This window comes from Flavobacterium suaedae, from assembly GCF_014642915.1.
Classification (GTDB): domain Bacteria; phylum Bacteroidota; class Bacteroidia; order Flavobacteriales; family Flavobacteriaceae; genus Flavobacterium; species Flavobacterium suaedae.
In genome coordinates, this window is sequence record NZ_BMJE01000005.1 from 204,507 (window position 1) to 220,350 (window position 15,844).

The window sequence follows — 15,844 nt, forward strand, 5'->3', positions numbered from 1 at the left end:
TACTTATGCAGTCAGCAGCAAAAACACCTGAAGAATACTTAGCTTCGTTACCGGAAGATCGTAAAGAAGCAATGGAAAAACTGAGAGACGTGATTTTAAATAATTTACCTAAAGGTTTTGAAGAGTGTATGGCTTATGGAATGTTGGGTTATGTAGTGCCACTTTCGTTATACCCTGCCGGTTACCATTGTACACCAAATACACCTTTACCATTTTTGAGTATTGCTTCGCAAAAAAACTTTATAGGGTTTTACCACATGGGTATGTATAGTGATAAAGAGTTGTACAACTGGTTTGTTGAAGAGTTCCCCAAGCACAGTAAGTACAAACTGGATATGGGTAAAAGCTGTGTACGTTTTAAAAAAGTTGAAGCTATACCGTATGATTTAATAGCAGAATTAGTAGCAAAAATTGCTCCTGAAAGATGGATAGCACTATATGAATCGCAAATTAAACGTTGATTTTATAAAAACACTATAGCGTTAATTTCGTGTAAAAACAGGGCTTACCCTGTTTTTTTTATTTAATTTCGTTACTCCATTTTAATAATTATATGAAAATAGCAATAGTATGTTACCCAACTTTTGGCGGTAGTGGTGTTGTAGCTACCGAACTGGGGTTGGAGTTAGCACGCAGAGGGCACGAAATACATTTTATTACCTATAGCCAGCCCGTACGTTTGGCATTGTTAAATGCAAACATTCATTATCATGAAGTTCACGTTCCTGAATATCCTTTATTTCACTACCAACCGTATGAGCTAGCCCTGTCCAGTAAACTGGTAGATATGGTAAAACTACATGGTATAGAGCTTTTACACGTGCATTATGCTATTCCGCATGCCTATGCAGGCTATATGGCTAAAAAAATGCTGAAAGAACAGGGAATACACATACCAATGGTAACTACACTGCACGGTACTGATATTACACTTGTAGGGAAGCACCCAACGTATAAACCTGCCGTTAGTTTTAGTATTAACCATTCGGATGTAGTAACTTCAGTATCGGAGAATTTAAAAGAAGATACGTATAAACATTTTGATATAAACCGAGAAATAACAGTTATACCTAACTTTATTGAAATAGATAAAAACAAAACGGATATAACATCGGAATGTCACCGTTCTATGATGGCTACCGAAACGCAAAAAATTATAACACACATTAGTAACTTTAGAGGTGTAAAGCGTATTATAGATGTTGTTAAGGTGTTTTATGAAGTGCAAAAGAGCATACCTGCCAAATTAATGATGGTGGGTGATGGTCCTGAAAAAGCAGAAGCAGAAGATTTATGTGATAAATTGGGCATAGGAGACAAAGTGATATTTTTTGGTAATAGCCACGAGATAGATAAAATATTATGTTTTAGTGATTTATTCCTGTTACCATCGGAAACGGAGAGTTTTGGTCTTGCAGCACTGGAGGCTATGGCTAGCGGAGTACCTGTAATATCTACTAACACTGGTGGTTTACCGGAAGTTAACAGAGATGGTGTTTCAGGTTACCTTAGTAATGTGGGCGATGTGCAGGATATGGCACAAAAAGCCCTAAGCATACTTTCGGATGATGAAGTATTACTAAAGTTCAAATCAAATGCTTTAAAAGTAGCACAGGAATTTAATATAGATAAAATAGTACCTTTATACGAACAATTATATCGTAAAGCTTTAAAAAAATTAGTATGAAAAAATTAGTAGCATTAAGTTTTATCTTGATAACAATAATAAGTTGTAACAGTAAAAAAGCAGCTTCCGGAGAAGCCAACTTCACCATTTTAAAAGAAAATGGCTACGGAGGCAGAGAAACCGAATCGCACGAACTTGTTAACGATACAAAAGCGTTAATAGCACTATGCAAAGAATTGAATATTCAGGAAGTACCTGCTGTAAACTTTGCCAAAAATAGTGTAGTAGCTGTTTTTATGGGGCAAAAAAGAAGTGGTGGCTATAGTATAACTATAGAAAAGGTTACAGTTGAAGAGAACACAGCACTTGTTTTAGTTAAAAACACAGTTCCTGAGCCCGGTGCTGCCGTTACTATGGCATTAACAGCACCTTACTGTGTAGCATTAATACCCAAAGCAAATGATGTTGAGGTAAAAGAGAATCCTGTAAAGATGTAAGTTTTTAAGGTTCTGTTATTTCTATCTCTGCATATACAGGCAGATGGTCAGAAGGGTAACGGCAATCTTTAGAATCGCTTAATACAGCATATTTTACTACTGTTATACCTGTAGGAGTCGTGAAAATATAATCTATTCTACGAGTAACAGGTTTGTTAAACTCAAAACCGTTAAATGTGCCTATAGGTCCAAAAGTAAGTTCGGCTATATCTTTACTGTCATTTAATACTTTTTTTATTTCATTTATAGGTTCACTATCAGGTTCTAAATTAAAATCGCCGGTAAGTACAAAAGGATAGTTTTGTGTGTTTAGCTCGTTTATCTTTTTAAGGATAAGTTCAGCACTTTCAGCACGTGCAATAGTCCCTACATGGTCAAAATGCGTATTAAAAACCCATATTTTTTGTTTGGTAATTATATTCTCAAATAAGCCATAAGTACAAATTCTTTTACAGGCAGCATCCCAACCCATTGATGGTAAATCAGGTGTTTCGGACAACCAAAAGGTTGATTGCTGTACTACCTTATATTTTTTACTATTGTAAAATATAGCTGAATATTCGCCTTCGGCTTTTCCATCTTCTCGTCCAACACCTATAGCATCATACTGATTGTTTAAATACAAAAGAAGATATGCCATTTGCGTAGGTAAGGCTTCCTGAACGCCCATAAAGTCGGGTTCATAAAACATTACCTGTTGTGCTAAAAATTCCTTTCGGTTGTCCCAACGGTTTTCACCGTCGCTTGCTACATCAAGCCTGATGTTATAGGACATGACCTTAATATCCTGACAAAAACTATTGAGACTGATTAGTAATGTGAAAAGGACTAAAGTTCTTTTACAAGTCATTGTTTACTTCCTTTTACGGTGTATCAAAAGTTTTTCGATAACTTTATTCTCCATAGGAGAAGAAGTGGTTTCATCACCTGTTACCAATATACCTTTTACACCCGATGTTGATACAATACCATATACAGTAGCTTCATCATCAGGGTTTGATTCGCCTTCGTAAAAGTAAATATCGCTTATTTCAAACTCATCATGATTAAAATTGCCCGAAATACAGGTTAGGCAGTTTTCTTCAAGGTTAAAATCTTCGGTGTAACCTTTTTCTCTTAGTTCGTTTATAGCTTTTAAAACAGTAGCGTAGTGATAGGAAATGTTACTCATAAGGATTATTATTTATCCTTAAAAGTACTTAAATATTTTTATTTAGCGTGTTAAATGTAAGTTGCTCCAATACCCTTTTTATGGAATAGAAGTCATTCCGTAAAGTTTAAATTCACCGTTTATTTTTACAAACTGAAAAGCATGGCTGGAGCCCGGGTGCCCTTTCGAAAGTTCGTTTGCTAAGTAGGTAGGTATCCATACCTCATAAAGCTTTAAATCCTTAGGATAGTTTGTTGGTAAGTATTTAGATTTAAAGTCTTTTATAGTAATTGTGCTAAAAGTGTAGCCTCTTTTTACTAATGCTTTATACACAGGTGATTTATCAAAGTTTTTGGCAATGTTTAAATAGAATACTTCCGATGTTACAAAATTACCTTCTTCGTTAAATTCAGGTTTTCCTACACAATCTATACAGTCTACAGCACCATAACAAACAGTTTTAAATGTGTTTTTGTCCTCGTTTAATAGAGATTCTATTAGCTTGATGAAAACTTTATCTAAAGCATCCCATTCACTTTTATCTGTTTTTTCAGATGATGTATTATTTTGTGAAAAACCTGTACCTGCAACTAGGAACAGGCAAAATATAAAAAACTTCTTCATAAACTTTAAAGCATTATTTACAGCATATAAATGTAAACATATTTAAAAAGAAAAAACACTGATTAATACCAGCGTTTTTTCTTTTTTTTAGAAGCAGTAGACTTTCGAGACTTTGATTTTTTCGAGGTATTACTACTACCTCCTTTATTACTACTACCTCCTTTATTACTATTACTTCTGTTATTATTCCTGTTGTTACTGTTTCGGTTATTACCCGCAGGCTTTTTACTTTCCTCTTCTTTATCAGCGTTTTCCTGATAGGGATAAGGGTGACCGTCAATAACCTTAATTTGCAGTCGTATTAACTTCTGAATATCTTTAAGATAGGTAAGTTCATCTTTTCCGCAGAATGAAATAGCAAGCCCTTCGTTACCCGCTCTTCCTGTTCGCCCAATACGGTGAACGTAAGTTTCGGGAATATTAGGTAAGTCAAAATTAATAACATAAGGCAGGTTGTCAATATCTATACCTCTTGCAGCAATATCAGTAGCTACTAAAACAGCTATTTCTTTATTTTTAAATGCATTAAGCATTTTAACTCTTGTATTCTGTGATTTATCACCGTGAATGGCACCCGCTTCTATACCATTCTTTTTTAATGCTTTTACAACATTATCAGCACCGTGCTTGGTACGGGTAAATACTAAAACATTAGACAGGTTTTCATTGCGAATAAGATGGTATAGTAGTTTACGCTTATTGGTTTTATCTACATGGTAAACCTGTTGTTTAACACGTTCGGCTGTTGACGATATAGGTGCTACTGATATGTATTCAGGTTCAGTAAGGAAGGTGTCGGCAAGTTCACGTATTGCAATAGGCATAGTAGCCGAAAACAATAATGTTTGCCTGTTATCGGGTGTTAGCTTTATAATCTTTTTTACATCGTTAATAAAGCCCATATCCAGCATTTGGTCGGCTTCATCAAGCACTAAGTGGTGCAGGTAATCAAGGTTTATAAAGCCTTGTTTGTGCAAATCCAGTAAACGTCCTGGTGTTGCAATAAGTACATCAACACCCTTTTTAAGCTGGTCTGTTTGTGTAACCTGATTTACACCACCAAAAATAGTAAGCTGCCGTACATTGGTATATTTACCATACGTATCAAAACTTTCACCAATTTGCAGTGCAAGCTCGCGGGTAGGGGTAATAACAAGTGTGCGTATACGCTTTACTTTTTTTGCCGAACCTACAATTCTATGTAGTTGATTAAGTATAGGTATAGCAAAAGCTGCTGTTTTACCGGTACCGGTTTGAGCGCAGCCCACAAGGTCTTTATCGTTAAGTATAACAGGAATGGCTTGCTGTTGTATAGGGGTAGGTTCTTCGTACCCTTGGTCAGCCAATGCATGTTGTATGTTTTTTAATAAGTTTAAATCTTCAAATTTCATGTATAATAATAGTATTAAGCGCTTAGCAATATGTACTAAGCGCCTTCAAAGGTAATCTATTTAAATTTAGCAGTTATTTTTGCTATGGTTTACAACTCTTTAGCTTTCATAAAGTCAGTAACTAAAAATGCAATTAGCTTGCCTGTTAAGTGCTGGTTAGCTTTATTGTCTAAGGTAGGTGCTCCCTCGCATAAATGCAGGTAAGCAGCTTTTTTATTTCTCCCGAAATAATGTATAAACTGGCGTACTTTTTCTATACTGAAACCGCTTGGCGTCATAGCACTACTGGCAACATTTGGTAAAGCATCTAAGTCTATTTCAATACCAAAGGTTTCATCTTCTATAAAACCAAGCGCATGACCAAGCTCATCAGAGAAATTTTTTTCTCCGCGTACGGCTATTTGCTCATAAGTGTTATATTTTATTCTTTCCTTTTGCTTTTTAAGGCTTTCTAATACACCTTTTGAGGTATAGTTTTCATGAATACCGAATATGAAGTACTTTTTAAGGAAACCTTCTTCATAAGCATAGGTGAATCCGTTACCACTATGGCGTCCTTCCATTATTCGGAAATCAGTATGGGCATCAAAATTAATAACATTAATAGGTTTACCATAGGCAAGGGCAGTACCTTTTATATTACCGTAAGCATTATTATGCCCTCCGCCAATAATAATAGGTGTTTTACCTGCTGCAACTATATTGCGTACTATATGTGATACCTCTTTATCTATAGCAGCAATAATAGAAGAAAGTTCTTTTCTTTCTTCCGGTACGTTAGTATCTAAATCTTCGGCATCTTCAAGAGCCTGTGTAACGTCAAGATGTCCCAGTACTAATAGGTGACTGCCTTTACAAAATTTATTATGCTGTATGTTAACAATACTTTTTAGAGCAGATTCCCATGCTGATGTAGCCCCGCATCTGCCAAAGTTAGCCCGAACACCAATATCTTCGGGTATACCAAATAATACAAATTCCGCATTACACTCTTTAGTAAACTCCCAGATATCTTTGTTTTTGGGAACTGTAAGTATGCGTTCGCCAAATTTTATTTCTCCACTGCGTTGCGATGTATACTTGGTAATATCGCTGTTTGTAAGCCTTATAATGTTTTCCATATAATTTTCTAGTACCCCAAAAATACTATAATTAACTAAAATTTCGTTAAAAAATATAGTATATATAAATAATATTTAACTTTGTTGAAACTATAAATTAGACATGGAAAAAAGAGAGAAAAGTAATTCCAGCTTAAAAGCTATAATAGTAGTTCTTGCTATTCTTTTAGTAGGTAGTCTTGCCTTTATGTATAAAATGAGTACAGACAATGAAGCTTCTGAGAAAAAGTTTGTAACTGAAAAAGAGCAGTTAATAGCTGACCTTGAAGCTGCTAAAAAACAGTACAGTGATGCTGAGGCGCAAAATTCAGAGTTAGCTGCTGATTTTGAGGAAGAGCGCGCTAAAGTGCAGGAACTTTTGGAGCAGGTTAAAAAAGCAGAAGGCGATGTTGCAGCATTAAACAGATACAAGCAACAATATTTTAAGCTTAAAAAGGAGATGGATAACCTTATAGCTGAAAATAAAATGCTTAAAGAGGAAAATGCCAGGTTATTAACAGAGCGTGACAGTACCATGACTGCACTTAGTGACTCTAAGACGTATAATGATACGCTGATAAACCAAAATGAGCGTTTAAGTAAAACTATTGACAGAGCTTCTAAGTTAACTATTGTAGACCTTAAAGCGGAACCTTACAAGCAAAGAAGATCCGGTAAATTAATTGCTACGGACAGAGCGAGACGTGTAGACCTTTTAAAAATAGGATTTACTATTGCTGCTAACGAAGTAGCAAATGCGGGAGAAAAGATGTACTATGTACAGGTTATAGACCCTAAGAACAACGTTTTAGGTGATAAGAAAACAGAAGTGTTTGGTGAGTATACGTTAACGTATAGCTTTATAACCAATGCAGAATATGAAAATAAAACGATAAAAGTTTCAGAAGAACTTAAAGGAGATGATTTTGAAAAAGGTACTTATTATGTAAACCTTTTTGACGGAGGTACACCTGTAGCTTCATCAACCTTTACTTTAGACTAATAAAGTAAGCAACATATAAAAATAAAAGCCTGTAGTACAACTACAGGCTTTTTTATTGCTCATACCTAAAAGCAATATTGGCTTTCTACTCTATAGCTTTACCGTTTATTAATACAGTATCAATTAAGTTACTGCCAAAAGCATACGGTAGTTGATAGTATGAAGAAAGCGGTTTTGTAATTATAATATTAGCTTTTTTCCCTTTTGTAATACTGCCATGAGTATCGCTTATACCCATAGCATATGCACCATTTACAGTCGCTGCATTAATAGCCTCTTCCGGAGTCATTTTCATTTTAATACAGGCTGTTGCCACAACTAAGTTCATATTACCGGATGGGGTAGTACCAGGGTTAAAATCGGTAGCAAGTGCCAGTGGTAAACCTGCATCAATAATTTTTCGAGCAGGTGTATATGGTATACTGATAAAGAAAGAACAGCTAGGTAGTGCTACTGGAATTGTGTTACTGTTTTTCAGTACTTCAACATCCTCATCAGTAACTATTTCAAGGTGGTCTACGCTTAGTGCATTGTGCTTAACACAAGCCTCTATACCGTTAATAGCTGTAAACTGGTTAACGTGTATTTTAGCGGTAAGTCCGTATTTTTTACCCGCTTCCATAATGCGTTCGGTTTCTGCTACAGAGAAGTAACCCGTTTCACAGAAAGCATCAATATAGTCTGCTAAATTTTCCTCGGCAATTTTAGGAAGCATTTCGTTAACTATAACATCTATATAGCCCTCATGGTTTTCTTTATATTCCGCAGGGAATGCATGAGCCCCTAAAAAAGTAGCTTTAATAGCAACAGGATATTCTTCACGAAGGCGTTTTATAACGCGTAGCATTTTAAGTTCGCCATCTACAGTTAACCCGTAACCAGATTTTATTTCTACCGCTCCCGAACCCTGACGCATTACTTCTTCCAGCCTTTCTTTTGACTGTTGATATAGTTCCTCTTCACTGGTTTTATTCAGTTTTTTAGCAGAGTTTAGTATACCACCTCCGCGCGATGCTATTTCCTCGTATGAAAGTCCGTTAATACGGTCTACAAACTCCTGTTCACGGTTACCGGCATATACTATGTGGGTGTGGCTGTCGCACCAAGCAGGCAGTACCGTTTTACCTTCTGCGTTTATAATTTCAGCATCATTTATATCAGGACAGTTGTCCATAGTGCCATAATCGGCTATAGTGTCATTTTCTATAAGTAACCATGCGTTTTCAAGTAAAGGCAGGTTTGCCATGTCTTTTCCTGATATTTTATCAATATTGGTATCGCGTACCTGTAGTAATGTTGTAATATTGGTAATAAGTAACTTCATATTTTAAACTTTTTGTAAAAATAGAATTGATTTTAAAAAACTCCTATCTTTATATAAACAAATAAAGGTTTTGAGAAGAATAAAATACAGGAAAGTACGAAAAGTACAACCGTACGGCTATGAATACACAGGGGCATATACTACAGTACCTGTAGAAATGCAGCTATTTACTTATGATGAAGAGCATTGCGAAGAAGACAATAAAGTATCGGTTGATAAATTGGTAAAAGCCAAAAACAACACAAGTAAAAGTGATAGCGTTAAATGGTTTAATATTCATGGTTTACATGATACAGAACTTATAAAAGAGGTTGGAAGCCGCTTAGAATTGGATGGCTTTGTAATGGGTGATATTTTAAATACTTCTCAGCGTACCCGTATTGAAGATTTAGGGGAGATGTTATTTTTCAGTGTGAAATCAATACTGCCACAAGAAGAGGGCGAAGATTTTATACAAACGGAACAGATTAGCTTTGTAATGCTAAGAGATAATACTATTATCTCTTTTCAGGAAAAGAAAAGTGATTATTTTTCTCATATAAGGGAGAGGATACGTTCAAACATCGGCATTATTCGTAAGCGTAAAACAGACTATTTGCTTTACATGATGCTTGATGCTATTATTGAAAACTTTTTTATTACGATTGAAAAGTATGAAGAACGTATTGAAAAACTAACTATAGAAGCTAAAACAAATTATAAGGCAGATATAATTACTAAGGTTGAAAAAATAAGGGAAGACCTCAATTACCTTAAGCGTGCTATAAGCCCTTTAAAAGAAGCATTATATAATTTAAGAAACGTAGAGGAAGATGCCGAATTTCAGGTGATAAATAAAAGTAGTTATGCCTTTTTTGCTCGTTTACACCATAAAAGCATGGAGTTGTTAGACCAAGTGGAGTATGACCTTAACTCGCTGGAAAGTATCTCTAATTTTCATTATTCTGCGCAAGGGCAACGCATGAACGAGATTATGAAAACGCTTACTATTTATTCGGTTATATTTATGCCAATAACCTTTATAGTGGGAGTATATGGAATGAATTTTGAAAACATGCCCGAACTGCATACCCAATACGGCTATTATGTAGCACTGGGGGCTATGGCGGTAATTACTATAATTATGGTTATTTACTTTAAAGTAAAAGATTGGTTTTAGCAGTTAAAAAAACTTTCAGGAGGTTTTAAAAAAACACTCCTGAAAAGTAAAAGCTATTCTGATTTTTCAGCAAAGCCAAGTATATATCCGTTTGGGTCTTTCATGTAGAACTCTTTCATTCCGTACCAAGAAGTTTTAAGTACCGTCATAGCTTGTCCTTTATTTTTTAAATCTTCATAAAGTTCTGCTATTCCCTCTACATCCATATAAAAGGATACACTAGCGCCAATTGGTAAATTTTCGGCAAAAACTACATCATTCTTAAATGAATCAGAACGTTGGAACATGATTTCTACATTATCTTTCTGAACCATAGCATAAACATATTCTTTTTCAGGTGAAAATTTCTGGTCCATACTATCTTGGCTGTGCGGCACTGCCATTACTAAATTAAAGCCCAGTATATCTAGATAAAAAGCAACAGTATCTTTAATGTCCGATACTTCTAAATTGGGTGTAAGTTTACTTATTTTCATGTGTTTTAAATTATATTAAAACAAAATTATTTAAACTTAGAATGCGATAATTGTAAAAATCGGTCATCATCGTTTTTATACAATTTTTTTGGAGTTGTGCCGGTATACTTTTTTACTTCTTTAATGCAGTGTGCCTGGTCGTAAAAATTATTTTGAGGGTATAAATTGCCTTTGGCTATATCTTTATAAGCAGAATTACACCGTACAATATTGATGAAATCCTTTAAGGTAATACCGAATTGACTTTTAAAATACCGATTAATTTGGCGGCTACTCCAATTGAGTTTTTCCGCTATTTCTTTTACACTAAAAGTCTGTTTTTGATATACAAGCCGGAATAATAAAATCTTTTTGTCGTCAGGTTTTGCAGTTTTTTCCGCAACAGTTTCTATGTAGTTTGAAATATATTCAACATACTGTTCCAATGATGTATAGCTTGTAGTATTAATACCCCAAAAATGTAAGGGCAATTCATTAAATGTATTAAGTATGGATTGTATTTCTTTTCGGAAAAGATATTCTACTGCCGGAAGTTTAAAACGGATACCGTAAATCGTAGTATTTTTATGCAGTTTTACTTCTTTTGGGGTGTTCCATATACCGGTAAGTGTAAGGCTAACTATTTGTTCATCCTCTACCGTTGCAATAATATCAAAATAACCATCAGGTAAAATAGTATGTGTGGTTTCAACATCGTTTTCATAAAACCAAAAGCATTTAATAAAGCTTTTTAAAAATTCGCTAGGTTTTATTTCGTAGTAATTCATAACTTTTAATTACTAGTCTAGTATCAATTGCATAATTTGTACATCAAGCCAACGGTTAAATTTATAGCCTGCCTGTTTTAGCAGTCCTGCTTTGGTAAACCCAAACTTTTCATGAAAAGCTATGCTGTTTTTGTTCTCGGCATCTATAAGTCCTATCATGCTGTGCATAGATTGTTCTTTAGCTATATCGATAAGTTCACTGAGTAATAGTTTGCCAATGCCTTTCCCTTTTTGTTCTTCGGCTACATAAACGGAGTGTTCTACACAAAACTTGTAACCTGCTTTATCTTTTAGTTGATGATAAGTAGCATAACCAACTACTTCATCATTTTGCAGAGCAACAATAACAGGAAAGTTACCATCTTGTTTTGTTTTAAACCAAAGCTCAACTTCTTTTATATTCTTTGGTTCATAGTCATATATAGCAGTTGTGTATAGTATAGCTTGGTTCATTATACCAAGAATACTATTTAAGTGCGCTACAGTTGCAGTTTGTATGGTTATTTCCATTACTTGTATTTTACAAAGCAAAAATAATAAATAAGGCTGCCCTAATGAGCAGCCTTACTAATTTTATATAACTTGAAAAATTCTTATTTTAAAGAACCTACCATATCTTCCGGTTTTACCCACTCATCAAAATCCTCAGCAGAAACATAACCTAAACGTACCGCTTCTTCTTTTAAAGTAGTTCCGTTTTGGTGTGCTGTTTGTGCAATTTCAGCCGCCTTATAATAACCTATCTTGGTGTTAAGCGCTGTAACCAGCATTAAAGAGTTATCTACTAATTCTTTAATTCTTGTATGGTTTGGCTCGATACCGCTTGCACAATGCTCATCGAATGATACACATGCATCGCCAATTAACCTAGCAGACTCCAAGAAGTTTGCCGCCATAACAGGTTTAAATACATTAAGTTCATAATGGCCTTGTGTACCACCTACTGTAATAGCCACATCATTACCCATAACCTGTGCGCAAACCATAGTTAAAGCTTCACATTGGGTTGGGTTTACTTTACCCGGCATGATAGATGACCCCGGTTCGTTAGCAGGAATTAATATCTCACCAATACCAGAACGTGGTCCTGATGCCAGTAAACGAATATCGTTAGCTATTTTGTTAAGAGAAACAGCCAGTTGTTTTAATGCTCCATGACTTTCTACAATAGCGTCGTGAGCAGCCAGTGCTTCAAATTTATTTTCAGCTGTTACAAAAGGCAGCCCTGTAAATTCAGCTATATATTCAGCAACTTTTACATCATAACCATCGGGAGTATTAAGCCCTGTGCCTACAGCAGTACCACCAAGAGCAAGCTCAGAAAGGTGAGGTAAAGTGTTTTTAAGTGCTTTTAAACCAAAGTTAAGTTGTGCTACATATCCTGAAAATTCCTGACCTAAGGTTAGGGGAGTAGCATCCATAAGGTGAGTTCTACCTATTTTCACTACGTTTTTAAAAGCCTCAGCTTTAGCTTTAAGTGTATCTCTTAGTTGCTCTACACCGGGAATAGTTGTTTCTACTACTTTTTTATAGGCTGCAATATGCATACCTGTAGGGAATGTATCGTTTGATGATTGCGATTTGTTTACATCATCATTTGCTTTTAGTACCGGTTCGCCTTCGCCAATTTTGTTACCGGCTAAAACCTGCGCTCTGTTGGCAACTACTTCATTAACATTCATGTTACTTTGTGTACCCGAACCTGTTTGCCATATTACAAGCGGGAACTGGTCGTCTAACTTACCAGTCAGTATTTCATCACACACCTGAGCGATAGCATCACGTTTTTCAACAGGAAGCACGCCTAAATCATGGTTAGCATAAGCTGCTGCTTTTTTAAGATAAGCAAACCCTTCTACAATCTCTTTTGGCATAGAGGCAGGGTTACCTATTTTAAAGTTGTTTCTGGAACGTTCTGTTTGTGCCCCCCAATATTTATCGGCAGGGACTTTTACTTCACCCATGGTGTCTTTTTCAATTCTGTAGTCCATTGTATTGGTTGTTGTTTTCTTAATTGTTTATTTATAGTTAGTGCCTGTAAACAGGCATTATCTGAAGTCAGTCAAAATTAAGGATAATAGGCAGGTAAAAAAACGTTTTTCTTAAATTATTTTACTGTTTTTACAGTCTTGGTATTTGCCAGAAAAAATAATAAACTTATCTTTGCGAGTAGTATTATAAACACGAGAAAATGGAATTTCAACAATATTTAGGTTTTTTAGCTTTCTTAACTATAATAACAATAGGCTTCTGGTTAATGATGTTCCTTGTAAGCTTTGTATTCTACTGGGTAGGTGGTGCTACTGTAGAGCTTATTAAAGAAAGAAGAAATAACAGACTACAAGAATAAAAAAAGCTGCTTTTAAGCAGCTTTTTTTATTTCTTTATTTTTTCTCCCTTCGGTTATTTTACTTTAAATAAATTGCTTTTAATTTATCGGGAAGTATATTAAAACGGATGCCCCTTCGTTTGGCTTTCCTACAGCTTCTATATAGCCTTTGTGGTTTTGCATTATCTTTTTACAAAGTGCCAACCCAACTCCTGAGCCTTTATATTCAGAATTAGAATGTAATCTGGTAAATATATTAAAAATAGATTCTGCAAACTGCTCTTCAAAACCAATACCGTTATCCTCTATCTGTATAACATGATATAAAGTAGGGTCACTTGGTTTGTGGTGCTGAGGTTTTGATGAAGCAGTAATTTTTATTTCGGGTGCTCTTTCTACGGAAGAATACTTAATAGAGTTTGCTATAAGGTTAGAGAAAAGTTGCTTAAGTAAAAACGGTATTCCTTGTATTTCAGGTAGTTTATTCACTATTACTTCTGCATTCGATTCTGATATTGTTTCTTCCAGCTCTTCTTTAACACTCTCCATCACAGTGTTAAGGTCTACATCTTCAAAAGAACCGTCTGCATTTTTAACCCTTGTATATTTAAGTATATCGGTGAGTAGTGTTTGCATCCTGTTAGCAGAGGCACTCATTTTTACTATAGCGGTTTGTACACTTTCAGGTATATTTTCCTCCTCCTTTATAAGTAAGCGAGAAGATATTAATTGTATTTTGCGCAGTGGTTCCTGTAGGTCGTGTGTACTAATCCAGTTTATATTTTCAAGTTCGGAGTTCGTTTCTTTAAGAAGTTCACTTAACTTTCTGTATTTTTCTTCTTCCTGAGAGATTAATAACAAGTTTATATGTTTCTGCAAGCTGTATGAGTATGCTGCAGCACTCATTAGTTCAGGCTCTAACCATGGTTTAGCAGTGCATTTTACTACTTCCTTCCAAAGTTCAAAAGAGTTTCTTGGAGAAAGCCCTTTTTTATCTTTTATTATTGATTTAGCAGGGTCTCCTGCCCAGTTTACCTCCATTCGGGTTTCGGGCCTGTACCATATAATACAGTCGTTATTATCAACATTTAACGAATGGTATATTACCCCTGAAGTCTCTTTACAGTTATCACCATATTCAGGGAAAACATCTATTAATTTATTAGTGCTAAAACTACTGTTATTAGTATAGGTAGCGAAGTAATTCGCTATGTTTTGCACTTGGTCGTCACTAGGTGTAAGCCCACACTTATGTACAGCTCCATTAAATACTATAGATACGCCTGAGGCATTACACAATTTTAAAATATCATCGCATTTAACTAAATCTTTAAAAGAATCAGGGCTTTCAAGGCTAAATCTGTTAACAGCATTAAGTGCCTGTTTTGTTTTGCGGTCTATTTCATATTCTTCGTTTGACTGTCTCAAATCTATTTGCGAAGTAATAAAATGTCCTTGCAATTGTGCTGCCAATCGTGTTTCCGGACTTAAGTTTTTAGGTGAGTAGTGATGACAGGCTATTAGCCCCCATAATTCCTTTTTATGAATAAGCGATATGGTAAGTGTAGCTCCCACGCCCATATTGTGTAAATACTGCACATGAATAGGCGAGGTACTTCTTAATATTGAAAGGCTTAAATCAAGGTTTTTATTATCGTTACTACTGTCTTTTGCATAAATAGGTACCGGGGTATAATCTACATCAGTAATAAGTCTAAGTAAATTCTTTTTATATAATTGTCTTGCCTGTGCAGGTATATCAGTATGTGGGTAGTGCAAGCCTAAAAAAGGCTCTAAATCTTCTCTGCAATCTTCTGCATAAACCTCACCATTGTAATCTTTATCAAAACGATATATCATAACCCTGTCATACCCTGTTATTTGACGTGTACCTTTTGCTACTAACTGGCACAGCTCTTTTAACGTATGCGTATCGTGCATATAGTTTAAAAACTGAGAAGTCTGGTCGTATAACTGGCTGGTTTCTTGAGGGAAAGGATCTTTTAATTCTGCTTCCAGTATTATAACACCTTCACTTTTATGTACCGTACACAAAAAGTTCTTTCCTGCTAGGTTTAGTTCCATCAGTTTGGAAGATAGCATGAACCCATCATTGATATAATCAATGAGTTGATTTTTAACAGACTCTCCGAAGAGTTCCTGAAAATTTTCGCCTAAAATTTCAGAATGAGCGAGGTTTATATAGTCTTTACTGTTTTCGCTACAAAAATCTACGGTAAGGGTAGTTTCATTTAAACCTAATAAAAAACCATGAGGCTGAATGCTTCCGGGTATGTGTATAGGTTCTTGTTCGCAGTTTTCTAAATTTACAATATCACGATTTACAATATCCTTAAACTCCATTTACAAAAAAAATTAAATAATAAAATGATAGGG

Annotated in this window: 17 protein-coding genes; 6 read left to right on the forward strand and 11 right to left on the reverse strand. The window is 35.2% G+C overall.

Features of this window, described 5'->3' with window-relative positions; all coding sequences use genetic code 11:
* Window positions 1-5: 5 nt before the first annotated feature.
* From IEW45_RS11075 to IEW45_RS11085, 3 genes are all read left to right on the forward strand, one after another.
* Window positions 6-461 carry a DUF1801 domain-containing protein gene (locus IEW45_RS11075; protein ID WP_188621314.1) on the forward strand — a complete coding sequence of 152 codons (456 nt, stop codon included), beginning with the start codon at window positions 6-8 and terminating at the stop codon, window positions 459-461.
* 92 nt (window positions 462-553) lie between these two features.
* Window positions 554-1,687 (forward strand): N-acetyl-alpha-D-glucosaminyl L-malate synthase BshA, encoded by a 1,134-nt coding sequence (gene bshA / locus IEW45_RS11080; protein ID WP_188621315.1) that lies wholly within the window; start codon window positions 554-556, stop codon window positions 1,685-1,687.
* Window positions 1,684-2,124: a protease complex subunit PrcB family protein gene (locus IEW45_RS11085; protein ID WP_188621316.1), complete on the forward strand. Its 441-nt coding sequence runs from the start codon at window positions 1,684-1,686 to the stop codon at window positions 2,122-2,124. The genes bshA and IEW45_RS11085 overlap by 4 nt, the downstream gene beginning before the upstream one ends.
* A gap of 4 nt (window positions 2,125-2,128) precedes the next feature.
* Here IEW45_RS11085 and IEW45_RS11090 read toward each other — a convergent pair whose 3' ends face one another.
* The 5 genes from IEW45_RS11090 to IEW45_RS11110 form a co-directional block, all read right to left on the reverse strand.
* The gene (locus IEW45_RS11090) at window positions 2,129-2,974 is read right to left on the reverse strand and encodes an endonuclease/exonuclease/phosphatase family protein (RefSeq protein ID WP_188621317.1); all 846 of its coding nucleotides are present in this window, start codon (window positions 2,972-2,974) and stop codon (window positions 2,129-2,131) included.
* A gap of 3 nt (window positions 2,975-2,977) precedes the next feature.
* On the reverse strand, window positions 2,978-3,295 hold the full coding sequence (locus IEW45_RS11095) for a hypothetical protein (protein WP_188621318.1): 318 nt from the start codon (window positions 3,293-3,295) through the stop codon (window positions 2,978-2,980).
* 78 nt (window positions 3,296-3,373) lie between these two features.
* A complete protein-coding gene (locus IEW45_RS11100) occupies window positions 3,374-3,898 on the reverse strand; it encodes a hypothetical protein (protein ID WP_188621319.1) in 525 nt (174 codons plus the stop codon).
* Between the two features lie 62 nt (window positions 3,899-3,960).
* A complete protein-coding gene (locus tag IEW45_RS11105; protein WP_188621320.1) occupies window positions 3,961-5,289 on the reverse strand; it encodes a DEAD/DEAH box helicase in 1,329 nt (442 codons plus the stop codon).
* Window positions 5,290-5,378: 89 nt separating this feature from the next.
* The gene (locus IEW45_RS11110) at window positions 5,379-6,410 is read right to left on the reverse strand and encodes a formimidoylglutamase (RefSeq protein ID WP_188621321.1); all 1,032 of its coding nucleotides are present in this window, start codon (window positions 6,408-6,410) and stop codon (window positions 5,379-5,381) included.
* 103 nt (window positions 6,411-6,513) lie between these two features.
* Between IEW45_RS11110 and IEW45_RS11115 the strand changes: the two genes are divergently transcribed.
* Entirely contained in the window at window positions 6,514-7,392 is an 879-nt protein-coding gene (locus tag IEW45_RS11115) for a DUF8428 domain-containing protein (RefSeq protein WP_188621322.1), read from the forward strand.
* An 85-nt stretch (window positions 7,393-7,477) separates the two neighbouring features.
* Here the strand turns inward: IEW45_RS11115 and hutI are convergent, their stop codons facing one another.
* Window positions 7,478-8,716, reverse strand: coding sequence for an imidazolonepropionase (gene hutI, locus IEW45_RS11120; RefSeq protein ID WP_188621323.1), 1,239 nt, complete (start codon window positions 8,714-8,716; stop codon window positions 7,478-7,480).
* Between the two features lie 70 nt (window positions 8,717-8,786).
* On the opposite strand from hutI, the gene corA reads away from it, so the two are divergent.
* Window positions 8,787-9,875, forward strand: coding sequence for a magnesium/cobalt transporter CorA (gene corA, locus IEW45_RS11125; protein ID WP_188621324.1), 1,089 nt, complete (start codon window positions 8,787-8,789; stop codon window positions 9,873-9,875).
* A gap of 53 nt (window positions 9,876-9,928) precedes the next feature.
* On the opposite strand, the gene IEW45_RS11130 is transcribed toward corA, so the two are convergent.
* The 4 genes from IEW45_RS11130 to fumC all read right to left on the reverse strand — a co-directional run bounded on the left by IEW45_RS11130 (window position 9,929) and on the right by fumC (window position 13,109).
* Window positions 9,929-10,351: a VOC family protein gene (locus tag IEW45_RS11130; protein WP_188621325.1), complete on the reverse strand. Its 423-nt coding sequence runs from the start codon at window positions 10,349-10,351 to the stop codon at window positions 9,929-9,931.
* A gap of 26 nt (window positions 10,352-10,377) precedes the next feature.
* Window positions 10,378-11,118, reverse strand: coding sequence for a DUF6597 domain-containing transcriptional factor (locus IEW45_RS11135; protein WP_188621326.1), 741 nt, complete (start codon window positions 11,116-11,118; stop codon window positions 10,378-10,380).
* A gap of 12 nt (window positions 11,119-11,130) precedes the next feature.
* Entirely contained in the window at window positions 11,131-11,628 is a 498-nt protein-coding gene (locus tag IEW45_RS11140) for a GNAT family N-acetyltransferase (RefSeq protein WP_188621327.1), read from the reverse strand.
* Between the two features lie 83 nt (window positions 11,629-11,711).
* On the reverse strand, window positions 11,712-13,109 hold the full coding sequence (fumC, locus tag IEW45_RS11145; protein WP_188621328.1) for a class II fumarate hydratase: 1,398 nt from the start codon (window positions 13,107-13,109) through the stop codon (window positions 11,712-11,714).
* 200 nt (window positions 13,110-13,309) lie between these two features.
* Here fumC and IEW45_RS11150 point away from each other — a divergent pair, with 200 nt between their 5' ends.
* A complete protein-coding gene (locus tag IEW45_RS11150) occupies window positions 13,310-13,468 on the forward strand; it encodes a hypothetical protein (RefSeq protein ID WP_188621329.1) in 159 nt (52 codons plus the stop codon).
* A 78-nt stretch (window positions 13,469-13,546) separates the two neighbouring features.
* On the opposite strand, the gene IEW45_RS11155 is transcribed toward IEW45_RS11150, so the two are convergent.
* The gene (locus IEW45_RS11155; protein WP_188621330.1) at window positions 13,547-15,811 is read right to left on the reverse strand and encodes an ATP-binding protein; all 2,265 of its coding nucleotides are present in this window, start codon (window positions 15,809-15,811) and stop codon (window positions 13,547-13,549) included.
* Window positions 15,812-15,844: the final 33 nt, after the last annotated feature.